We start from the raw sequence: 22,071 nt of genomic DNA on the forward strand, positions 1-22,071 counted from the left end.
GTGGCATCAGTTCGGTTCGTCGGTCCATGTGGTGGCCTCGGTGAAGCGGCTGTCCACGAATGCGACGAGGGCCATGGTGTCGGGGTCGGGTTCCGCTGTCGCCGCTCGATGGGTGATCGTGTCGGGCAGCATCACCAGGGTCGTCGTGCCCTGACCTTCGTCGGCGGGGCGCAACTGGGCGCGGATGCCGTGCCGGTCGGCCAGCCGGCCCACCACGAACAGCCCCATGCGCTGGGAGATCGAGGCGTCCACGATGGGTGGTTCGGCGAGATTCCGGTTGATCTCCGCCAGCTCCTCGGGGGGCATACCGATTCCCCTGTCGTGGATCTCCAGCATGATCCTGCCGTCCGGCAGCCGCGTGGCGGTGACATGCACCGGCACGAGCGGTGAGGAGAAGGTGGTGGCGTTCTCCAGGAGCTCGGCGAGCAGGTGCACCAGGTCGTTCACGGCCCGCCCGTCGATCTGGGTCTCCGGGACACCGGCGATCTGGATGCGCTCGTACTGCTCCACCTCCGAGACCGCGGCGCGGATGACGTCGACCAGGGGCAGCGGCTGGTCCCACTGCTGGGCGGGGACCTCGCCGCTCAGCACCAGGAGGTTCTCGCCGTTGCGCCGTACCCGGGTGGCGAGATGGTCGAGCTGGAACAGGTTCTCCAGCTGGTCGGGATCGGCCTCCTTGCCCTCCAGATCCGTGATCATGGAGAGCTGACGCTCGATCAGGGACTGGCTGCGGCGGGCCAGGTTGCTGAAGATCGTGTTGATGTTGGCGCGCAGCAGGGCCTGTTCGGCGGCGAGCCGGACGGCCTCGCGGTGCACGTGGTCGAAGGCGCGGGCGACCTCTCCGATCTCGTCCGTGGTGGTGATCGGGATCGGTTCCACGTCGTTCTCCACCCTGCCCGGGATGGCGCGGGTGAGCTGGGTCAGCCGGGCCGGCAGCCGCTGGGCGGCGATCTCGTGGGCGGAGGCGCTGAGCCGGCGCATGCTGGTGCTCATCGTGCGGGCCACCGAGTTGGCGAGGAGGAAGGCGGCGAGGACGGCGGCGAGCACGAGCGCGGCATTGAGGATCGCGTCGTTGCGGGCGTTGTCGGCGATGGTGTGCGCCTTGGCCAGCGCGGTGTCGGTCAGGTACACCTCGACGCTGCGGTAGGCGTCGAATCCGAGCGTGTAGGCCGCGAAGAAGGCCTCAGGTGTGATGCCCTTCTTGGCGAGTTGCGCCGCCGTCGCGCCGGAGGCGATGGCACGGGTCATCGTCTCCAGGTCCGGCGGGGCCGCGAAGGTCTGGCCGGCCGCCTCGGCCTGCGTCCGTGCCTGAGAGGCCAGCTGCTGTCCCTTCTTCCGCGCGGCCTCCAGCGCCTCGCGCAACCGGGTCGTCTCGGCGGTGCCGGCGAACCCCGCGTATTCCCGGAGGCCGATCTGTTCGAGGTAGACGTAGGAGCTGAACGAGCCGAGCTGGGACTGGAGTTCGCCCTTGGCCAGCTTGCTGCGGTCCTCGACGAGGAGGTGGGTGCCGATGGCGCGGATCAGCGACTCGGCGGCCTGGGTGAGCGAGACGGCGTACAGGGTACGGCCGTAGGACGACTGGCTGGTGATGCCGAAGCCCAGCTCGTTGGAGATCTCCATCAGCGGGTGCTGCACCGCGTGGTAGCTCTCCTCGGTCTGCACACCGGTCAGTCGGGGGGTGAAGGCGTTCGCGCGCACCGCGGCGAGCTGCTTCTCGCCTTGGCGCACGAGCTTGATCCGGCGCTCCAGGCCGGCGGTCCTCGGCATGCGCTTGACCGCCGCGTCGAACTTCTTGGCGTCCTCGTCGGTGATCCGCCGGGCCTTGGCGACCGTGGCGGAGTGCCGGTCGCCCTTGACCAACGGGATGACGGAGACGTCGCGTTCGTTGATGGCGTCACTGGCGTACTTGTTGGCGGCCTGCACCAGCTCGGCCACGCGGACCGCGTCCTCGGCGGTCTGCCAGGTGTCGACGGTGCGTTTGACCCGGACGCCGCCGAGGGCGAGGGCGACGAGCACCGGGATCAACAGGATGGCCTGGAGTTTCTGGGCCACACGCAGGTTGCGCGCACCGAATCTTCGGCGCGAGGGGGTGGGGGTGTGCGACACGGTCGTCCTATCCGCTCAGTTCCGCCTCGCGTCCGACTCTCTCCTCGACGGGGCGGTCACAGGGAGTTGACCAAAGATGGTCCGTCCGATGTCTAGCACTCCGCTTTCACTTCCGACCGTGACTTAACCAAAACTGTGCGCAGTTGAACCGTTACAGAGGTGTGAGTCTCCGTGAGCACATGGATTCTTGGTGGCCTCGCCCCACAGCGAGACCACCCTCCCTCCCGGGCCACCCAGCCTGCGGAACCGCGCGTCAGTCCCGCGTCGGCGGCGTGTAGAAGCCGCCGACCGATGTCCAGACGCCGTTCTTCACGACCACCCGTTGCACACTGCGGGTGCCCAGATGGTCGCTCGTGCTGAACTTCATCACCGGGGACACCCCCGGGTCCACGGAGGACGCCTTCTGGTACGCGGCCGCGATGGACTGGGAGGTGACGGCGCCCTTGATGGTCTTCGTTATCTCGGCGAACACCTTCGCGTTGCTCCAGCCCCACAGGGCGAGGAAGCCGGCGTCCTGGCCGGGCTCGTACTTGGCCATCGCGGTGCGGAACTCCTTCACCGCGGGGTCGTCGTCCGAGGGCGCCTTCACCAGCTGTACGGCCTTGAGCCCCTCGGCGGCGTCCTTGGCCAGCGAGATCGTCGACTCGGCGGCCACGGGCGCGTAGGCATAGGTGGGCAGCGAAAGCCCCTGGAGCTTGGCCTCCTTGAGGAAGGCCGCCGCCTCCGGGGAGGTGAGGATCACGATCACGGCCTGGGGTTTCGCGGCCTTCACCTTGCTGATCACCGGGGTGTAGTCGGTGGTCTGGTACTTGACCGCGAGCCGCTGCACCTCCACCGACGGATCCACCTTCTTCGCCACGGGCGCCACCTGCTCGGCCACGTTCACGAACGCCGCCGGGTCGCTGTGCACGACGAGGATCTTCTTCGCACCGTCCTGCACCGCCCACGCCGCGATCGCCGCGGCCTGGTCCTCGTAGAGGGTCTGGGTGCCGAACAGGCCCGGCCGCGGCGGCTTGTACCAGTTCTCGGCGCCGCCCACCTCGTTGAGGACCGGCACCTTGGACTGGTTGAGGACGAACGGGAAGGCCGCCTCCGCCTGTGCGGTGCCGTTGGCGTTCACGATGGCCACGACCTTGTCCTGGCCGACGAGTTCACGGGCGATCTGCACGGTCTGCTGCGGGTCGGCCGCGTTGTCCTCGACGGTCCACTTGACCTTGCGCCCGTTGATGCCGCCCTGCGCGTTGATCATCTTGAAGTAGGCGTCGGCACCCGCCTTCTCAGGCACTCCGTACGAGGCGGTGGCGCCGGTGAGCGGCAGCCACGCCCCGATGTGGATCTCCGAGGAGCCACTGCCGGCTCCCGTGGAGTCGTTGCCCGCGCAGGCGTTGGCGGTCAGCGCCACCGCGGCCAGCACGGCCGTCGTTCCCGCGGCGCGGCGGAATCTCTTGATAGTCCGGAACACGGTCCACCTCGTTCGACTACGGGATCTCGACTGGGGAAGTGCGCGGGGCGGTCGCCCTGTGGGTGGCGGCTTGTGGGCCGCCATCGAAGTACGCCTCTTCGGCTAGGCCGGCGAACGCCGGGTCGCCCGGCCGTCCGTGGGCCGCGATCACGCCCTCGTGCAGGACGGCCACCTCGTGGCAGACGGACATCGCCCGGCTGAGCAGCTGTTCGAGCACGACCACGGTCAGTCCGTCGTGGGCCAGCCGGGCCAGCCGGTCGTAGACCTCGTCGACGAGTGCCGGGGCCAGGCCCAGCGCGGGCTCGTCGACGATCAGGACGTCCGGGGCGACGATCAGGGCCCGCGCGATGGCGAGCATCTGCTGTTCCCCGCCGGACAGTCCGCCGGCGGTGGCGTTCATCCGGTCGCGCAGCCGGGCCGGCAGCCACTCGACGGTCTCCTCAAGTCGGGCGCGCAGCGGCGCGCCGGTGATGCCCGCCGCGTACGCCGCGACGTCGAGGTTCTCGCGCAGGGACAGCGTCTTGAAGAGGGCCCGGCCCTCGGGCGCCAGACTGGCGCGGAGGGCTCCGTCCGTGTCCCGGGCGCCGCGGGTGGGGCGCAGCGAGCCGTGCAGGACTCCGGCCAGGGTGCTCTTGCCCGCGCCGTTGGCTCCGGCGATGCCCAGCACGACCCCCTGGCGGACCTCCAGGTCGATGTCGCGCAGGGCGACCACACCGCCGTACGTGTGGCCGATCCCGCGCAGTCGGATCATGCTCCGGTCGCCGACGTGCTCGGGGGGCCGGGTCCGGCCGTCGACCGTTCCCAGATACGACGACCGCACCTTCGGGTCCCGCAGGACGGTGTCCGGTGTGCCCTCGCCGATCGTGCGGCCGAAGTCGAAGGCGAGCACCCGGTCGGCGACGGAGAAGAGGTCGTCGAGGACGTGGTCGATGACGAGGACGGCGGTGCCGTCGGCGTGCAGCCTCCTGATGTGCCGCGCCAGCAGCGCCCGTTCGTCCGCGTCCAGGCCTCCGAACGGCTCGTCCAGGACCAGCAGTTCAGGCTTCCCGGCCATCGCGCGGGCGAGGTCGAGGCGCTTCTGGAGTCCGAACGGCAGCTCGCCGGGGCGGCGGTCGGCGACCTGGGCGAGACCCACCGAGTGCAGCAGCCGCGCCACCTCGGCCCGGTCCCGGGCGGTGATCCGGCGGCGGGTGCACAACACGTTCTCGGCGACGGTGAGTTCGGAGAAGACCTCCGCGTGCTGGAACGTACGGCCGATGCCCAGCCGCCGTCGGGCCGTGGCCCTGGCCTTCAGCAGGGGCCGCCCGCCGAAGTCGGCGCCGCCGCTCACCCGGCCGTTGCCGGTCAGCCCGGACACGGCGTTCAACAGGGTGGTCTTTCCCGCGCCGTTGGGTCCGATGACCGCCAGCACCTCGCTGCTCCGCAGGGACAGGGAGGCGTCCTCCAGGGCCGTGAGTCCGCCGTACGACACCGACACGTGCTCCAGACGCAGCAGGACGGGGCCGTCGGCGGGGGGCCGCAGCGGCGCGGAGTCCGCCGACTCGGCCACGGGTGAGGGGAGTTGGCCCTCCGGTTGGGGCAGCACCCGACGCAGGAGACTGCGTGCCGGCTTGGCCAGGAACGGCACCACCCCGCCCGGCAGGAAGAGCAGCACCCCGATCAGGACGAGGCCCTGCACCACGGGTTGCGGCAGTCCGACGGCGGACGACAGCTGCGGGTTCCAGGTCAGATAGACACCGCCGGCCACGGCCCCGAGGACGGTGCCGACCCCGCCGAGCACACAGGCCCCGATGAGCGAGATCCCGAAGGCCAGCGAGAAGGGGTCCGGGCTGACGAAGCCGGTGAGCAGGCCGAGCAGCACACCGGCGAAGCAGGTGCACGCCCCGCTCACCGTGAACGACAGCGACGACTGCGCCTCCGGCGCGATGCCGATCGTCCGGGCGGCCAACGGGTGCGACTTGGCGGCCACCAGCCGCATCCGCAGACCCGAGGCGGCGGCCGGAACCGCCAGCGCGAGCACCACGGCGGCCGCCCCGACCGCGAGGTACTGGGACTCGGTGCTGCCGCCCAGGAGGGTGCCGAGGCCCAGGGCGCTGCGCAGCTGGACGACCGGGACCCCCTGGTCGCCGCCGGTCACGCTGCTCCAGCGGTTGACCAGTTCCAGGGTCACCATGGTGAAGGCGAGGGTGAGCAGGGCGATGTAGAGCACCGAGAACCTGGCGCCGGCGTATCCCAGGAAGGCGCCGAGGGCGGCGCCGGTGGCGACCGCACCGAGGATCACGGCTTCCAGGGGCCAGTCGTGTCCGCTGCCGTACGCCGCGAAGTAGGCGCCGATGGCGAAGAAGGCGGGATGCCCCACCGACCAGATCCCGGACCAGCCGGCGAGCAGGCCGACCGACAGCACCACGATCGTGTACACGGCCGCGAGTCCCACCGAGTACATCTGGTAGGCGGGGATCGCGCCGGCTGCCATGAACGCCATGAGCACCGCGCCGGCGGCCGGGCCGAGGGCGGCCCGCGCCAGGAGGGAACGGTTGAAGACCATGGATGCGACCCCTCAGACCCGTTGGAAGGTGCGGGTGCCGAACATGCCCTGCGGACGGATCAGCAGGACCAGCACGGTGAACGAGAACACGAAGGTGTCCCGGAAGCTGGCGGAGACGTAGTTCGCCGCCAGGTTGTCCAGGACCCCGATGGTCAGCCCGCCCAGGACGGCGCCGTACATGCTGGTCAGGCCGCCCAGGAAGATCCCGGCGAAGGCCCGGAACAGGGGTGCGACCAGCGCGGTGGGTACGAGCCCCGACCGCGGTGCGTACAGACACGCGGCGAGGGCGGCCAGGCTCAGGCCGAGCGCCCAGGAGATGCGCGCCAGGCGCTGTGCGCCGAGCCCGACCACGCGGGCGGTGTCGGCGGACTCGGCGACGGCGCGCATGGCGGAGCCGAGTGTGGTGCGGGCGAAGAGGTAGCCGACCAGGCCCATCGCCACGGCGGCGACCGCGATCGTCAGCAGGCTCTGGACCGGCACCGCGGCCCCCGACCAGCGCACCGATCCCTCGACGAGGCTGGGGAAGGCCTTGGGCTGGTCGCCCCAGATCGACCCGGCCGTGCTCTCCGCGATCAGGGACACGCCCATCGTGACCACGAGCGCGGAGAACAACTGGCCCTGGCCCAGGGGCCGGATCACCGTCTCGCGGACGAGCAGACCGGCCGCGACGGTGAGGGCGACGGCGGCGAGGACGCCGAGCACCAGGGCGACTCCGCGGTCGTGGAGCGAGACCGCCACGTACAGACCGAGGGTCGCGAGCGAGGCCATCGCGAAGTTCACGACGTCGGTGGCCCGGTAGATGATGACCAGCCCGAGGCCCATGAGGCCGTACACGGCTCCACTGGCCACACCGCTGACCAGGACAAGCAGGAACTGACTCACAGTCCCTCCCTAGAGGAAGAGCGTGTTCGCGCCATCCATGCACAAGGCATGATCACTTCACGAACCGCAGAGTTAAAGTGAACTCACTTCAGTAAGCTAGGCACTCGGGTGCCGGACGGGCAAGCCTCGTGCACCGGATTTGTCTCCGGTGGCCCCGGCTTCGGCTCAGTGCGCGAGGTCGGCCGGTGACTCGGTGAGCGCGGTGCGCGCCGCGGCCAGGCCGAAGACCAGGGCGGGCGCGAGTCCGCCCGCGTACGCGCGCCGGTAGAGTCCGCCGGCGTCCGCCCCGGCCACGAGCTGGCCGGGCACGCGGCGCCGGCCGGCCCCGTCGCCGTCCGCGGACAGGGCATGCGCGCCCGCGTCGATGAGCAGCCCGCCGAAGGTGAACGTGATCGCCGGGGCCGCCTCGACGGCGTAGAACGGCGGCTCGTCGAGGGGCTGCCGGTCGAGCAGCCGGTCGGGTGTCGTCGCGCCGCCGCTGCGCACGGTGGCGTTGAAGTCCGCGATGCGGTCGCGGACCGTGGCCCCGGGATAGCCCCACTCCTCGGGCATCGACGCGAAGTCCGCCAGGCTGTCCGCCACCGCGCTGCGGGCCCCGGCGCGGTGGCACAGCTGGAACTTGTCGACGCCCGGGATGCCCGCCACGTAGGACGCGCTGATCCACTCCCGGTGCACCCGCGCGTCGGCGACCAGCAGCCCGCGCGCCTGCGGCCGTTCCAGCAGGGCCATCGCGGTCAGGTGGTCGCCGACCGTCTCGTCGACGAACCGCTCGCCCGTCGTGTCGAACAACAGGGCGTGCTCGCTGTAGTAGAGCGCCAGGTCGACGAAGCGCGCCGGGTCGGCCAGCGAGACGCCCGCCGGCATCAAGTGGCCGTAGAATCCTGCGTCCTTCGCGCCGAAGTCCGCGCCCGCGGAGCGCCCGAGCGCGAGTCCGTCGCCCCTGCTGTGCGGGTTGGCGCGTAGTTCGATGTCCGCGGCCCTGGGGTGCACATGCTCCGCGCGCAGGGCCCGGTCCCCCTGGAAGCCGCCGGTCGCCAGCAGGGTCCATCTCGACTCGATACGGCGCTCGGAACCGTCCGGCAGCAGGCAGACCGCGCCCTTGACCATACCGTTCTCCACGACGAGCGAAGTGGTCCGGGTGCCGGTCAGCACCTGCTGCCCGCGCTCGCGGATCAACCGCTCGCAGGTGTCGAGGTAGTGGTTGGTGTCCACCTGGTGTCCGCGGCCGAAGCCGAGCACGGGCACCGGCGGCCGGCACTCCACCCCCAGCGAGCGGATCCACTCCACACCCTCGGCGAACCCGTCCAGGAGCGCCGCGGCCAGCTCCGGATCGCCGTCGGGGTTCACCCGGCGCAACTCCTCGACCGTCGGGGCCGTCCAGACGAATCCGGCGAAGCGCGCTGAGCCGCCCGGGCGGTCCGCCTTCTCCACCAGAACCACCGAGCCGCCCTCGGCGGCCACCCGGGCGGCGGCCGAGAGACCGGCCATGCCGCCGCCCACCACCAACAGATCCACTGTCTCGTCGTCCATGGAACAAGACGCTAATTGAACTCACTTCTGGAGTCGAGAGGTGTGCTGTGCGCGGACGGAACTACGGGTTTCGGTCAGACTGGTCGGGCACCAGGACCGCGCGACCCCGTACGTCACCGGAGCGCAGCCTCGCGAGGGCCTCCAGGGCGCCGGAGAGCGGGAAGCGCTCGACCTCCACCCTCAGGACGCCCTCGCGTGCCAGCGAGACCACGGCCTCCAGCTCGGGCAGGGTGCCCCAGAACGGCAGCGAGATCCGCGTTCCGGGAGGCAGCGCGCCGGGTTTGCGGACCGTCAGTTCCCCGCCGCCGCTGCCCACCACCGCAAGCTCCCCGCCCGGCCGCAGCACCGCCACGGCCGGGTCGAGACTGGAGCGGCTGCCGACGAAGTCGAGCACCGCCACCGCTCCGACACCTCCCGTCCGATCCCGCAGGACCGCCGCGGTGTCGGGGCGCAGGAGCGTCCCGAAGTGCGCGCCGCACTCGTGGGCCAGGGCGAGCGCCTCCTCCCGTACGTCCACGGCCAGCACCTCGGCGTTCGTCGTGGCGCGCAGGATCTGGACGGCCAGATGCCCCAGCCCGCCCACGCCGAGCACGACCACGGCGGTGCCGTCGCCCAGCGCGTGCCGGACCGTGTTCACCGAGTGGTACGCGGTGAGTCCGGCGTCCGACAGCGGCGCAGCCTGGACGGCGTCCAGGTCGCCCACCGGGACCAGCAGCCGCCCCGACGGCACGAGCAGCAGGTCGGCCATCCCGCCGTCGCGTCCGAGACCCGGCCCGGTACCCGTGCGGGCCACGTCCAGAGCCAGGCGCCGGTCGCAGTAGTTCTCCGCGCCCGCCCGGCAACGTGCGCAACTCCCGCAGCCCCAGGGGCCGTAGACCACCACACGCTCACCGATCCCCGGACCCCCGGCCAGCGGTCCGCGCCGCACCACTCGTCCCGCGGTCTCGTGCCCGAGGGTGAAGGGGACGAGGTACGGGAGGTCGTCCGGGCCGGCGTCGATGACGTGGAGGTCGGAGCGGCACAGGCCGGCCGCCTCCACCTGGATCAGGACCTCTTCGCCCGTGGGGACGGGCGGGGCCACCTCGGTGAGGACCGGTGGGCCGCCCCAACGGGTCAGCCGGACCGCTCTCGTCCTGCCTGTTGACATACGAGCCACAGTAACAAAAATGAAGTCAGTTCAGTAGACATCGACAGGGTGGTGGCCCGGCATGGACGAGGAACACCCGAGTCACTTCGAGGGGCGGATCGCGCTCGTCACCGGCGCGGGATCCGGCATCGGCGCCGCCGTCGCCCGTCGACTGGCCGCGCGCGGCGCCGAGGTCTTCGCCGCGGACGTCGACGCAGCCGCGGTCGAGGCCGTGGCGAAGGAACTGCCGAAGGGGCACGCGATGGTGCTCGACGTGGCCGAAGCGGCCCGGGTCGACCAGGCCTTCGACGAGGTCGTACGGCGGCACGGTCGCCTCGACGTGCTGGTGCACGCGGCAGGCGTCGACGATCCCGAGGCCAAGGAGTGGATCGCCGAGGCCCTGGTCGCCGACCGGCCGCCGCAGGTGACGGCCCGGCTCGGCGACGAGGCCTGGCGGCGGGTCATGCGCGTCAACCTGGACGGCACGTTCCATGTCCTGCGCGCCGCCCTGCGGGTCATGGCGCCCCGGCGGTCCGGGACCGTCGTCACGGTCGGGTCCTCGTCGGCCTTCGACACCCAGACCGGCTATCCGCACTACGCGGCCTCCAAGGCGGGGGCGCACGCGCTGAGCCAGTCCGTCGCGAAGGAGGCGATCGCGTTCGGCGTCCGCGTCAACACGGTGGCCCCGGGGCCGACGGAGACGGGGATGGCGGCACGGACGCCGGCTGCCCTTCGGCAGGGATTCGCCGATCCGCGGGTGCGGCCGTACGCCACGGCGGAGGAGATCGCCGAGGTCGCCCTGTTCCTGGCGGGGGAGGGGGCGGTGAATCTGGTGGGCGCCGTGCTGCTGGCGAACGGCGGGCGGTTCACGGTGTGAACAGGCCCCGCGCCCCCGATGGGGCGTGCGGAAGGGAGGTTCTCATGTTTCGGCTCGATGCGGATCCCGGGATGCTGGTGGAGACGGAAGAGCGACGGCAACTGCGTACCGTTCTGCGGGACTTGCTCTCCGAGAGCTGCGGGCCGGACCGGATCCGCGAGCAGGTCGCAGGCCCGCGCGGCTACGACCGGGCTCTGTGGGAGCGGCTCGCCACCGAGATCGGCGTGCACGGGCTCGCCGTCCCCGAGGAGTACGGCGGAGCCGGCTACACCTTCGCCGAACTCGCCGTGGCGCTGGAGGAGACCGGACGCGTGCTGTGTCCCCTACCGCTGTTCAGCACGGTCGTGCTGGCCGGTGAGGCCCTGGTGGGCAGTGACGACCGGCGGGCCTGTGCACGGTGGCTTCCCGGGATCGCCTCGGGTGCGGTGACCGCGACGGTCGCCGGGTTCCTGCACCGGGCGGACATCAGCGCCGAGCGCGGGCCCCGCGGCTGGGTGCTGCGCGGCGAGGCCGACTTCGTGCCGGACGGGGAGGGGGCCGAGCTGTTGCTGGTCCTGGCCCGCGCGCCGGACGGGGAGCGGCTGTTCGCCTGCGAGCCCGACGGCGCGAGCTGTGAGCGTACGGCCCGTCACGTCCTCGACCCCACCCGCAGGCAGGCGCTCGTACGCTTCCGTGGCGCACCGGCAGAACCCGTCGGCGAACCCCCAGGGGCGTCGGGCGTCGTGGAGCGTGTCCGGGACGCGGGGCGGGTGGCACTGGCCGCCGAGCACGTCGGCGGCAGTGCGCACGCCCTGGACGCCGTACTCGCCCATGTGGTGCGGCGAACCCAGTTCGGGCGGCCCATCGGTTCGTTCCAAGCGGTCAAGCACCGGCTGGCCGACCTGCTCGTCGCGGTCGAAGGGGCCCGGTCGGCAGCGGCGTACGCGAGCGCCTGTCTGGCCCGGCGGACCGACGGGCTGCCGGTGGCCGCGAGTGCCGCGGCGGTGGCCTGCACCGAGGCCTACCGGCTGGCCACCGCGGAATACGTCCAGCTCCACGGCGGGATCGGCTTCACCTGGGAGCACTCCGCCCATCTCTATCTGCGCCGGGCGCGCGCCGACGAGGCGCTGTTCGGCACGGCCGACGACCACCGTCGGCGGCTCGCGCCACTGGTCGGTCTCGCCGGCCCCGACTGACCGACGCCTCCCGTCCATTGACAGGGGCTTCGAACCGACCGCAGAATCGAACTCAATTCAGTTCAGTTTGGAGGACTCATGGCAGTCGAGGACGAGATCCAGTTCGAACGGGACGGGCATGTGGCGCGGGTCTGGCTCAACAGGCCGCACAAGAAGAACTGCGTGACCGTACCGATCCTCAACCGGCTGGACGAGATCATCACCGAGGTCGACGCGGACCCCGAGCTGCGCGTCCTGGTGCTGCGCGGCCGCGGCAACACCTTCTGCTCCGGGTTCGACCTGGACAGCCTCAAGGCGGAGTTCGTCGGCAGGTCCAACGCGATCGACGTCGCCGTGCTGTCGGCGAAGGTCTGCGACCGGCTCTACTCGATGAAGACGCCGTCCATCGCCGTCCTGGAAGGGCATGTCACCGCGGGCGGCTTCGAGCTGATGATCTCCTGCGACTTCGCGATCGCCGCGGACGACGCCCTGATCGGGGACTTCCACATCCGGCGCGCGCTGTTCGGCGGTGCGGGACCGATCTACCGGGTGCCGCGCATGATCGGCGTCCGCAAGACCAAGGAGCTGATGCTCACCGGCAAGCTGCTCACCGGTGTCGAGGCCGCCGAGTTCGACCTCATCAACGCCTCGGCGCCCGCGGACAAACTCGACGCGACGGTCGAGGAGTTCGCGGACCAGCTCATCGACAAGAGCCCCTTCACCATGTGGATCACCAAGATGACCATCGACCGCAGCCTCGACGCCGACATCCAGTCGCTGATGGTCATGGAGCACCTCGCGGTCGGCGTGATGCTCAACTCCGAGGACGCGGCGGAGGGTGTGTCGGCGTTCCTGGAGAAGCGGGAGCCCCAGTGGAAGGGCCGCTGAGCCCGGCGCCGGGCGCCGGGGGCCGGCTGCGCGGCTCCCGGTGCGCCGAGTGCGCGGTGGCCGTCTACCCCGCCGACCCCACGTGCCCGCGCTGCGGCCGTCCCGCCGAGCCGGTCCTGCTCTCCGGCACGGGCACGCTGTGGACCTGGACCGTGCAACGGTACGCGCCCAAGTCGCCGCCGTACGTCCCGCCCGCCACCGGATTCACGCCCTTCGCCGTCGGTTACGTCGAACTCCCGGAAGGGGTCCGTGTGCTGGCCGCGCTCGACATCCCGCCCGAGGACGCCGAGATCGGCATGCCGGTGACGCTCACGGCCGGGGACGGCGTACCCAGGGCCGCGCAGGGCGCCGTATGAACGCGGAGGACGTGCTCGTCTGCGGCGCCGGCATCACCTCCTTCGCCCGCACCGACAAGAGCGGCCGCCGACTGGCCGTGGAGGCCGTCGGGGCCGCGCTCAAGGACGCGGGCCTGCCATGGTCCCGGGTGCGGGCCGCCTACGGCGGCAGCGACGCGGCCGGGAACGCCGACACCCTGGTCGCCGAACTCGGCCTGACCGGACTGCCGTTCACCAATGTCCGCAACGGCTGCGCGACCGGCGGCAGCGCGCTGGTGGCCGCCGCCCAGGCGATCCGGTCCGGCGCGGCGGACGTCGCCCTCGCCGTCGGCTTCGACAAGCACCCGCGCGGTGCCTTCGACCCGCGGCCGGCCGACTGGGGGCTCGACGAGGCCTACGGCCGCGACGGGCTGATGGTGACCACGCAGTTCTTCGCGATGAAGATCCAGCGGTACCTGCACGACCACGGCATCACCGCCCGCACCCTCGCCCTGGTCGCCGAGAAGGCGTACGCCAACGGGACGCTCACCCCGCACGCCTGGCGGCGCAAGCCGCTCGACGCGGACGAGATCCTGGCCTCCGGCATGGTCAACGACCCTTTGACCCGGTACATGTTCTGCTCACCCGGCCAGGGCGCGGTCGCCCTCGTCCTGTGCAACCGCGCGGTGGCCCGCCGGATCGGCGGCACACCCGTCACCCTGCGGGCGGCGGTCGTACGGACCCGGCGGTTCGGCTCCTTCGAGGTGTTCAGCCCCTGGGCGCCGCCCGGGACACCGACGAGCGTGAGCGCCGACGCCGCCCGAGCGGCCTTCGAGGAAGCCGGGCTCGGGCCGCGGGACATCGACGTGTGCCAGTTGCAGGACACCGAGAGCGGCGCCGAGGTGATGCACCTGGCCGAGTGCGGATTCTGCGAGCACGGCGAACAGGAGTCCCTCATCCCGTTCGGAGCGACCAGGATCGACGGCCTGCTCCCGGTCAACACCGACGGCGGCTGCATCGCCAACGGCGAGCCCATCGGCGCCTCCGGACTGCGCCAAGTGCACGAGGTCGTCCAGCAGTTGCGCGGACGGGCGGGCGAACGCCAGGTGCCCGGAGACCCGTCGGCCGGCTTCACCCATGTGTACGGGGCGCCCGGCGTCAGCGCCTGCACCGTGCTGACCCGCTGAGAGGAGGACCATGGACGGCATACCCGGCCCGGAGGAGTTCCGTGCCGCGGCCCGCAACTGGCTGACCGGCGTGGCGAAGGAGCGACCCGCCCACGAGGAGTGGGGGCGCGGCGACGACTCGGTGGCCGTCTTCGAGAACTGGACCGAGGCCGAGGAACACGCCCACACCGAGCGGACACGCGCATGGGAACGCCTCCGGTACGACCAGGGCTGGGGCGCCCTCGCCTGGCCACCGGAGTACGGCGGCCGGGAACTTCCCGCCCCCTACGAGCAGTTGTACCGCGCCGAGGAAGCCGCCTTCGACGTACCGAGGCGCAGCGAGATCTTCCCCGTCACCCAGCAGCTCGTCGCCCCCGCCATCCGTGTCTGGGGTACCGAGGAGCAGAAGCGGCGCTGGCTGCGTCCCCTGCTCCGAACCGACGAGCTCGCCTGCCAGTTGTTCTCGGAGACGGAGGCGGGCTCCGACCTCGCCGCCGTCCGCACCCGGGCTGTGCGCGAGGGCGACGGCTGGCGCCTGCGCGGCCACAAGATCTGGACCTCCGGCGCCCGGGTCGCCACCTGGGGGGTCGCCGTGTGCCGTACCGACCCCGAGGCGCCGAAGCACGCGGGCATCACCGTCTTCCTGGTCCGGATGGACGCCCCGGGCGTGACCGTACGGCCCATCCGGCAGATGACCGGCGGCGCCAGCTTCAACGAGGTCTACCTGGACGACGTCCACGTGCCCGACACCGACCGGCTCGGCCCCGTCGGCGCGGGCTGGCGGGTCACTCTCACCGTGCTCGCCGCCGAACGCCTCGACTCCGGCGGACTGGGCCTCGACAACGCCGACCGCGCCCTCGACCTCGCCCGCCACCTGCCTCGCCCCCTCCACGACGGTGAACGGCAGCAGGCGGCCGACCTGTTCGTACGCGCCCTCGTCCAGCGGCTCATCGCGCTGCGGGTGACGTCGGCGCTGGTGGCGGGCCGTGAGCCGGGCGCCGAGGCCTCGGTCGGCAAACTCCACGCCACCGCGACCATGCGCGCCACCACCGACCTGGTCCAGCAGCTCCTCGGACCACGGTTGGCCGCCGACACGGGGGAGTGGGGCACCTTCGCGTGGACCGAGCACCTGCTCGGCGCCCCCGGATACCGGATCGCCGGCGGCAGCGACGAGATCCAGCGGACCATTCTGGCCGAGCGAGTGTTGGGGCTGCCCAAGGAACCGAAGGGGGCGGGGAGTTGAGAACCGTGCGAGGGGTGGGTGCGGAGCGCGGTGGACGGCGTTCGGACGTCGTGTCCGGCGCGCTGGGGCTGAGCGAGGGATCCAAGGGGGTGGGGAGTTGAGCACCGCGACGGAGGTGTCCGCGCTCGCGCGCAGGGTCCGTGCCGCGCTGCGTGAGCGGCATTCGGGCGCGGTGTTCGGAGACCTGCGCGTGCTGCCCGGCGGCCATTCGGGGCTGACCTACGCCATCGAGGCGGGGCCGGTTGCGTACGTCGTGAAGGCCGTGCCGCCGGGGCGGCGCCCGGTCGGCCGCAATGACGTGCTGCGCCAGGCCCGCATCCTGCGTGCGCTCGCCGGATCACAGGTGCCCGTGCCGGGTGTGGTCGCCGTCGACGAGAGCGAACCGGCCTGGTTCGCCATGGAGTTCATCGACGGTGAGGCGACCGAGCCGGTCCTGGACGAACACCGGCTCGACCCGCTGCTGTGCCGCGAGCGCATGCTCGCCCTGGCCGAGGTGCTGCGGAACCTGCACGGCACGACAGGACCGCGGCCCACCGAGCCACTGGGCCCGGCAGCGGAGTTGGAACGGTGGAGTCGCACCATGCGGGCTGTGCCGTCCGAACTGCGCCCCGGCGCGGAGGAGTTGCTGGACGCCCTGGCCGCCCGCGTCCCCGAGAGCATTCCCGCCACCCTCACCCACGGCGACTTCCGCCTCGGCAACGTCCTGTGCCGGGGCGCGCGGCCGGCCGCCGTCGTCGACTGGGAGATCTGGGGCCACGGCGATCCGCGCATCGACCTCGCGTGGTTCCTCCTCTTCACCGACCACCGCAACTTCCCGCGGCTGGGCCGTGCCGTCCCCGGCCTGCCCGGCGAGCGGGAGCTGCTCACCGCCTACCTCGACGGACACCCCGAGCCCCCCGCCCTCGACTGGTTCCGGGCCCTGGCCCGCACCAAGATGGCCGCGATCATGGGCCACAACCTGCGCAGGCACCGCGAGGGCATCCACCACGACCCGGACCAGGAGCGGCTGCCGCCGACCATCGCGGCCATGATCCGCACGGCCCACGACATCGTCGCCCGACGGCCCTGAAGGAGCGCCAGCATGGATTTCGCACTCTCCCCGAGGGCCGACGAACTCCGCACCCGTATGGACGCGTTCATGCGGGAGTACGTCCTGCCCGCCGAGCCCGTCTACGACCGTCAGCTCGCGGAGGCGGACGACCCGCACGAACTGCCGCCGATCATGCGGGAGTTGAAGGAGAAGGCACGTGCCGAAGGACTGTGGAACCTCTTCCTCGCCCACGGCGACCTGGGCGCCGGCCTCACCAACCTCGAGTACGCGCCGCTCGCCGAACTGGCCGGACGCTCGGTGATCGGCCCCGAGGTGTTCAACTGCTCCGCCCCCGACACCGGCAACATGGAACTGCTCGCCCTCTACGGCACACCCGAACAGCGGGACCGCTGGCTGCGGCCCCTGCTGGAGGCCGAGATCCGGTCGTGCTTCGCCATGACCGAGCCCGAGGTGGCCAGCTCCGACGCCCGCAACATTCGCACCCGCATCACCCGGGACGGCGACCAGTACGTCGTGAACGGCCACAAGTGGTACACCTCCGGCATCCTCGACCCGGACTGCCGGCTGATCATCCTGATGGGCGTCACCGACCCCCAGGCACCGGCGTACCGGCAGCAGAGCATGCTGCTGATCCCGCGCGACACCCCTGGCGTCACCGTGCTGCGCGACCTGCCGATGTTCGGCTACACCGACCGCTGCGGCCATGGTGACGTGCTCTTCGAGGACGTACGGGTGCCGGTCTCGGCGCTGCTCGGCGGCGAGGGAGAGGGATTCGCCCTGGCCCAGGGGAGGTTGGGGCCGGGACGCATGCACTACGCCATGCGCGCCGTCGGATTCGCCGAACGCGCACTGGAGTTGATGTGCCGCCGGACCCTGACCCGCACCGCGTTCGGCGGCAGGCTCGCCGAGCGCGGGGTCGTCCGGGAGTGGATCGCGCGCAGCCGCATGGAGATCGAGCAACTGCGGCTGCTGGTCCTCAAGTCGGCCTGGCTGATGGACACCGCGGGCAACGCGGCCGCCCGCACCGAGGTCGCCGCGATCAAGGTCGCCGCCCTGGAGGTCGCCCACCGCGTGGTCGACCGGGCCGTGCAGGCCCACGGGGCCGCGGGCGTCAGCGACGACACCGTACTGGCCCGGCTCTACGCCATCACCCGGGCGCTGCGGATCGCGGACGGCCCGGACGAGGTGCATCTGCGCACGGTTGCGCGGCGCGAACTGGCCAAGTACCCGGAGGAGTCGGCGTGAACGGACGGCAGCTGGAAGGCCGGGTGGCTTTGGTCACCGGCGGCTCCCGGGGCATCGGGCTCGGTATCGCCCGGGCGTACCGGGAGGCGGGCGCCCATGTGGTCATCGCCTCCCGCAAGGCCGATGGACTGGCAGCGGCACGCGAGGAGTTGCTGCGGGTCAAGGGGGACGGCGAGATCCACGAGGTGGTCGCCAACGTCGGCGAGCCCGCGGACGCCGAGCGCTGCGTCGAGGAGACCGTGGCCCGCTTCGGCAGCCTCGACGTCCTCGTCAACAACGCGGCCACCAACCCGTACATGGGCGACCTCCTCGACCTCGACCTGCCGCGCGCGGAGAAGACGGTACGGGTCAACCAGTACGGCATGGTCGCCTGGACCCGGTGCGCCTGGCGGGCGTGGATGAGCGAACACGGGGGAGCGGTGGTCAACATCGCCTCCGTCGGCGGGTTGGTCGTCGACCCGCACATCGGCTGGTACAACGCCACCAAGGCGGCGATGCTGCACATGACCCGCCAACTCGCCTACGAACTGGGGCCGATGGCGCGCGTGAACGCCATCGCGCCAGGGCTGATCAAGACCGAGCTGGCCAGAGCCGTGTGGGAGCCGAGGGAGCCGATCCTGACCGCGAGGCTGCCGCTGCGCCGGCTCGGGACCGTCGAGGACGTGGCGCACGCTGCCGTCTTCCTGGCGTCGGCGGCCTCGTCGTGGATGACGGGCCAGACGCTGGTCCTGGACGGCGGCGCGACCGTACTGCCGATCGGGGTGGAGGCGTGACCTCCGCCGAGGAACTGTTCTCGCTGCGCGGGCGGACCGCCGTGGTCACCGGGGCTTCCTCGGGGCTCGGGGCCCGGTTCGCCGTGGTGCTCGCGTCGGCCGGCGCGACCGTCCTGGCCGCCGCCCGACGGCTGGACCGGCTCAAGGAGCTCGCCGACGACGACCCGCGCATCCATCCCGTCGTCTGTGATGTCTCGCGGGCACGGGACCGGGTGCGGCTCATGGAGACGGCGCTCGACGAGACCGGCCGGATCGACGTGCTCGTCAACAACGCCGGGGCGGCCGGAGCGGTGCGGGCCGAGGACGAGAGCGCCGAGGACTTCGCCGGAGTGCTGGACGTGAACCTGGTCGCCCCCTTCCACCTCGCCCGGCTGCTCGCCGAGGCGCCGGTCCCCGGGGAGGGCCGTACGCGATCGGTGGTGAACGTCTCGTCCGTCCTCGGCCTGGTCTCCGGCGCTCCGCTGGGCGGTGCGGCCTACGCGGCGTCCAAGGCCGGGCTCGTCGGGCTGACCCGGGAACTGGCCGGACAGTGGGGGAGGGCCGGGGTGCGGGTCAACGCGCTCGCGCCCGGCTGGTTCCGCTCGGAGATGACCGAGGGACTGTTCTCCGACGAACGCTCCCGACGGTGGGTCGAGCGCGGCACGATGCTCGGGCGCGGCGGTGAGCCGGGAGAGCTGGACGGCGCGTTGCTCTACCTGGCCTCGGACGCGTCCGCGTACTGCACCGGTCAGGTCCTCACCGTGGACGGCGGATGGACGGCGCGATGAGGGTGACGGTCGAGATCGACGCCGACGGGCTGGCGCGGGTGGAGATGTGCCGAGGGGACGGCAACGCGATCGACCTGGCGATGGCCCGGGCGCTGCTCGGCGCCGCCCGGGAGTGCGAGAAGGCCCGGGTCCGGGCCGTGCTGCTCAGCGGGCAGGGGCGGTCCTTCTGTGTCGGGGGTGATCTGAAGGAGTTCGGGGCGGTGTCCGGGGCGGGTCTGGCGGACCACCTCACGGAGGTCACGGACGCCCTCCACGGGGCGCTGCGGATTCTCACCGGGCTTCAGGCCCCGCTGGTGGTCGCCGTGCAGGGTGCGGTGGCCGGCGCCGGTCTCGGACTGGTGGCGGTGGCGGACGTCGGCCTGGCGGCGACCGACGCCCGGTTCACGGCCGCGTACACCGGCATCGGGTACACCCCGGACGCCGGGGTCAGCTGGTCGCTGCCCCGGTTGGTCGGGTCGCTGCGGGCCAGGGATCTGCTGCTGACGAATCGGCGGGTGACAGCAGCCGAGGCGCTGGAGATGGGGCTCGTCAGCCGGATCGTGGCACCGGAACGGCTGAAGGAGGAGGCCGTCGGGATCGCCGGGGCACTGGCGCGTGGCGCCACGGCCGTGTATGGGGCGACGCGGCGGCTGCTCGACCGAGCGCTCTCCGTCGACCTCGACGACCACCTCGACCTGGAGGCCCGCCAACTGACCGCCGCCGCGGGGGCGGCCGAGGGCAGGGAGGGGGTGGCGGCGTTCCTCGCGGGGCGCCGACCGGATTTCCGGGCGGTCGCACGGCGTGGAAGCGTCGATGGCGCGGGGCCGGACCTGGCGACGCCGCCGGACTCCTCGCCCTCGCCACCGCGGCGGGGTGTGGCAGGACCCGACAGACCGACCCGGAAAGGGTGAGGCTCCGCCGTGCGGACAGCAAGCCGGCCCCGCCTCGGCAGTAGGGCTGCGACGGGCGGCCTCCGGCTCGGTGAAGCCCGACGACTCCAGGCCCCCACTCCGACCCGCCCCTCGGCACGCGCATGACCCGCCCGATCTCCGATTCGTACCCGACTTGAACTTGGGTCTACTCTCGGACGACCGGACGGTGATCGGTACCGGCTGTGGAGGAGAGGGAGAGGCAATGGCGAGGGCGCGGATCGTGGATCCGGAGGAGGGGCCCAGGTCGAAGCGCGGGGCGATCCTCGTGGCCGCGGTGGAGCGGTTCGGGGAGGACGGCTACGAGAACACCAAGTGGTCGGAGGTGGCCGACCGCGTCGGCATCGGCCAGACCGCCCTGTACCACTACTTCGAGTCCAAGGCCCACTGCCTGCTCACCATCATGCGCCTGGAACTCCAGCGCTCCCACGACCAGTTCGTCGAGGCCACCGCGGACGAAACGGAACCGGTGGAAGAACTGCGCGCGGCCGTCCGCGCCGCATTCGCCGTCACCGAGCAGGAGATCCGCCAGATGCGCATCCTCCAGGCCAACATGTCCCTGCTCGCCACCCCGCGGAAGTCCAAGCGCGAGGAGACCGAGCGCGTCGCGGCCCGCCAACTGGTCCAGATGGTCGAGCGGGACTGGACGAACCTGCTCATGCGCGGCATGTCCAGGGGCGGCTTCCCGGTCCGGGACGCGCACACCCTCGGCCTCGCCGTCCTCGGCATGATCGTGAGTGTCTGGCGCTGGTACCGCCCGACCGGCGCGATCCCCTTGTCCGAGATCAGCGAGATGATCGAGGGGTGCGTGGTGCGGATGGTCGCCGAGTAACCCCGGGCCCCGCCCCTTGTCGGCGGCGGGGCCGCTGCCGTAGAGTCAAACTGAACTGAACTCAGGTTGTTTCATGATGTCGGATCTCATGGCGCCGAGGGAGAGCGATACGCAATGGTGCTTCGCGAATACATGGCCCGCATGGACGGCCAGGACCCGGAAAAGGCCCTGGAGCTCCTGGAACCGGGCTTCCGGTTCCTCATCTCCCTGCCCGGTGGCCTGCACACCGGGGCCTCCCGCGCGGACTTCGCCGCCTACATCGCCGGGCGCAACGCCGTGGACCGACGGCACGAGATCGTGCGGTACGCCGTGGACGGGGACGTCGAGACGGCGTACGGCTTCGTCGTGGACCAGGGAGTGACGACCGGGGCGTTCCTGTCGGCCGTACGGGTCTCGTCCGCTGGGCTGATGGCCGGCTACCAGTCGTTCTTCACCCCCGACTTCGACCTCGTGGACCGGCCGTGAGCGCCCGGGCGCAGGCACCGTCCGTGTCCGCCGCGCCGTTCCTGACCAACTGGTTCGCCATCCTGGACAGCGACGACGCCGACCGGATCCTCGACCTGATCAGCGACGACTTCTCCTTCTCGATCCTGTTCTCCACCGGCGGCGACGCGGGCACCGACTTCCACGGCGGCCGGGCCGAGATGGAGGGCTACCTCGCCCAGCGCGAGGTCGGCGTGCGCACCCACCACCCGCTCAGCGCGACCGCGGTCGGCCAGGACGAGCTGTACCTCGGCGAGGTGCGCAGGGCGGGCGTACCGGAGGCGACCTTCGTGGCCTCGGCGCGACTGGACGACGACGGCAAGGTGCGCCGGCTCCTGATCGGACGGTCACCGGCGGTGCTGTTCACCTGAGGAATCCGAGGAACCGAGGAGGCGCGATGTACAACCTCGTTCTGCTGGCCGCCCGGCCGCCGGAATGGACCCACGAACGCTTCATCGACTGGTGGCGCGGCGAACACGCCGAACTCACCCGGCAGTTGCCCGGCCTCAGGTCCTGGCGCCACACCGACCTCGACGCGGCCCTCGAACCGCGCTCCGAAGGCTGGGACGGAGTCTCCGTCCTCGGCTTCGACTCCGCCGACGACCTGCGTACGGCGCTGAAGAGCCCGCAGTGGGCGGCGGCCGTCGCCCAGGTCGGCGACATGCGCGGCCGCCGTATCGCCGTCATGGGCGGCGAGATGGAGATGTACGGCGGCTGAG

Annotated in this window: 21 protein-coding genes; 15 read left to right on the forward strand and 6 right to left on the reverse strand. The window is 71.8% G+C overall.

Annotated features, from left to right (window positions below; genetic code table 11):
• Positions 1-6: 6 nt before the first annotated feature.
• From ACFULQ_RS06165 to ACFULQ_RS06190, 6 genes are all read right to left on the reverse strand, one after another.
• The gene (locus tag ACFULQ_RS06165) at positions 7-2,106 is read right to left on the reverse strand and encodes a nitrate- and nitrite sensing domain-containing protein (protein ID WP_383538809.1); all 2,100 of its coding nucleotides are present in this window, start codon (positions 2,104-2,106) and stop codon (positions 7-9) included.
• Positions 2,107-2,359: 253 nt separating this feature from the next.
• The gene (locus tag ACFULQ_RS06170; protein ID WP_383538811.1) at positions 2,360-3,568 is read right to left on the reverse strand and encodes an ABC transporter substrate-binding protein; all 1,209 of its coding nucleotides are present in this window, start codon (positions 3,566-3,568) and stop codon (positions 2,360-2,362) included.
• Between the two features lie 16 nt (positions 3,569-3,584).
• A complete protein-coding gene (locus tag ACFULQ_RS06175; RefSeq protein WP_383538814.1) occupies positions 3,585-6,113 on the reverse strand; it encodes an ATP-binding cassette domain-containing protein in 2,529 nt (842 codons plus the stop codon).
• A gap of 12 nt (positions 6,114-6,125) precedes the next feature.
• A complete protein-coding gene (locus tag ACFULQ_RS06180; RefSeq protein ID WP_383538817.1) occupies positions 6,126-6,995 on the reverse strand; it encodes a branched-chain amino acid ABC transporter permease in 870 nt (289 codons plus the stop codon).
• A 165-nt stretch (positions 6,996-7,160) separates the two neighbouring features.
• Positions 7,161-8,525: an FAD-dependent oxidoreductase gene (locus ACFULQ_RS06185; RefSeq protein ID WP_383538820.1), complete on the reverse strand. Its 1,365-nt coding sequence runs from the start codon at positions 8,523-8,525 to the stop codon at positions 7,161-7,163.
• Positions 8,526-8,586: 61 nt separating this feature from the next.
• Positions 8,587-9,672 (reverse strand): NAD(P)-dependent alcohol dehydrogenase, encoded by a 1,086-nt coding sequence (locus ACFULQ_RS06190; RefSeq protein ID WP_383538822.1) that lies wholly within the window; start codon positions 9,670-9,672, stop codon positions 8,587-8,589.
• A 61-nt stretch (positions 9,673-9,733) separates the two neighbouring features.
• Here ACFULQ_RS06190 and ACFULQ_RS06195 point away from each other — a divergent pair, with 61 nt between their 5' ends.
• The 15 genes from ACFULQ_RS06195 to ACFULQ_RS06265 all read left to right on the forward strand — a co-directional run bounded on the left by ACFULQ_RS06195 (position 9,734) and on the right by ACFULQ_RS06265 (position 22,070).
• The gene (locus tag ACFULQ_RS06195) at positions 9,734-10,528 is read left to right on the forward strand and encodes an SDR family NAD(P)-dependent oxidoreductase (protein WP_383538825.1); all 795 of its coding nucleotides are present in this window, start codon (positions 9,734-9,736) and stop codon (positions 10,526-10,528) included.
• Positions 10,529-10,572: 44 nt separating this feature from the next.
• Positions 10,573-11,703, forward strand: a complete 1,131-nt coding sequence (locus ACFULQ_RS06200) for an acyl-CoA dehydrogenase family protein (protein WP_383538827.1) — start codon at positions 10,573-10,575, stop codon at positions 11,701-11,703.
• A 78-nt stretch (positions 11,704-11,781) separates the two neighbouring features.
• Positions 11,782-12,570 (forward strand): enoyl-CoA hydratase/isomerase family protein, encoded by a 789-nt coding sequence (locus ACFULQ_RS06205; RefSeq protein ID WP_383538830.1) that lies wholly within the window; start codon positions 11,782-11,784, stop codon positions 12,568-12,570.
• Complete coding sequence (locus ACFULQ_RS06210; RefSeq protein ID WP_383538832.1) at positions 12,555-12,926, forward strand: Zn-ribbon domain-containing OB-fold protein; 372 nt, start codon at positions 12,555-12,557, stop codon at positions 12,924-12,926. The genes ACFULQ_RS06205 and ACFULQ_RS06210 overlap by 16 nt, the downstream gene beginning before the upstream one ends.
• Positions 12,923-14,071, forward strand: a complete 1,149-nt coding sequence (locus ACFULQ_RS06215; protein WP_383538834.1) for a thiolase family protein — start codon at positions 12,923-12,925, stop codon at positions 14,069-14,071. Before ACFULQ_RS06210 ends, ACFULQ_RS06215 begins: the two co-directional genes overlap by 4 nt.
• Positions 14,072-14,081: 10 nt before the next feature.
• Entirely contained in the window at positions 14,082-15,293 is a 1,212-nt protein-coding gene (locus tag ACFULQ_RS06220; protein WP_383538836.1) for an acyl-CoA dehydrogenase family protein, read from the forward strand.
• Between the two features lie 97 nt (positions 15,294-15,390).
• Positions 15,391-16,362, forward strand: coding sequence for a phosphotransferase family protein (locus ACFULQ_RS06225; protein ID WP_383538839.1), 972 nt, complete (start codon positions 15,391-15,393; stop codon positions 16,360-16,362).
• 12 nt (positions 16,363-16,374) lie between these two features.
• Positions 16,375-17,589 (forward strand): acyl-CoA dehydrogenase family protein, encoded by a 1,215-nt coding sequence (locus ACFULQ_RS06230; protein WP_383538842.1) that lies wholly within the window; start codon positions 16,375-16,377, stop codon positions 17,587-17,589.
• Positions 17,586-18,362, forward strand: a complete 777-nt coding sequence (locus ACFULQ_RS06235) for an SDR family oxidoreductase (RefSeq protein ID WP_383538844.1) — start codon at positions 17,586-17,588, stop codon at positions 18,360-18,362. The genes ACFULQ_RS06230 and ACFULQ_RS06235 overlap by 4 nt, the downstream gene beginning before the upstream one ends.
• Entirely contained in the window at positions 18,359-19,129 is a 771-nt protein-coding gene (locus tag ACFULQ_RS06240) for an SDR family NAD(P)-dependent oxidoreductase (protein WP_383538847.1), read from the forward strand. Before ACFULQ_RS06235 ends, ACFULQ_RS06240 begins: the two co-directional genes overlap by 4 nt.
• Positions 19,126-20,019 carry an enoyl-CoA hydratase/isomerase family protein gene (locus tag ACFULQ_RS06245; protein ID WP_383538849.1) on the forward strand — a complete coding sequence of 298 codons (894 nt, stop codon included), beginning with the start codon at positions 19,126-19,128 and terminating at the stop codon, positions 20,017-20,019. Before ACFULQ_RS06240 ends, ACFULQ_RS06245 begins: the two co-directional genes overlap by 4 nt.
• 223 nt (positions 20,020-20,242) lie before the next feature.
• Positions 20,243-20,869, forward strand: a complete 627-nt coding sequence (locus tag ACFULQ_RS06250) for a TetR/AcrR family transcriptional regulator (protein ID WP_383538852.1) — start codon at positions 20,243-20,245, stop codon at positions 20,867-20,869.
• A gap of 114 nt (positions 20,870-20,983) precedes the next feature.
• Positions 20,984-21,334, forward strand: coding sequence for a nuclear transport factor 2 family protein (locus ACFULQ_RS06255; protein ID WP_383538854.1), 351 nt, complete (start codon positions 20,984-20,986; stop codon positions 21,332-21,334).
• On the forward strand, positions 21,331-21,723 hold the full coding sequence (locus tag ACFULQ_RS06260; protein WP_383538857.1) for a hypothetical protein: 393 nt from the start codon (positions 21,331-21,333) through the stop codon (positions 21,721-21,723). The genes ACFULQ_RS06255 and ACFULQ_RS06260 overlap by 4 nt, the downstream gene beginning before the upstream one ends.
• A gap of 26 nt (positions 21,724-21,749) precedes the next feature.
• The gene (locus ACFULQ_RS06265) at positions 21,750-22,070 is read left to right on the forward strand and encodes an EthD family reductase (RefSeq protein ID WP_383538858.1); all 321 of its coding nucleotides are present in this window, start codon (positions 21,750-21,752) and stop codon (positions 22,068-22,070) included.
• Position 22,071: the final 1 nt, after the last annotated feature.

This window comes from Streptomyces sp. NPDC057253, from assembly GCF_042669125.1.
Classification (GTDB): domain Bacteria; phylum Actinomycetota; class Actinomycetes; order Streptomycetales; family Streptomycetaceae; genus Streptomyces.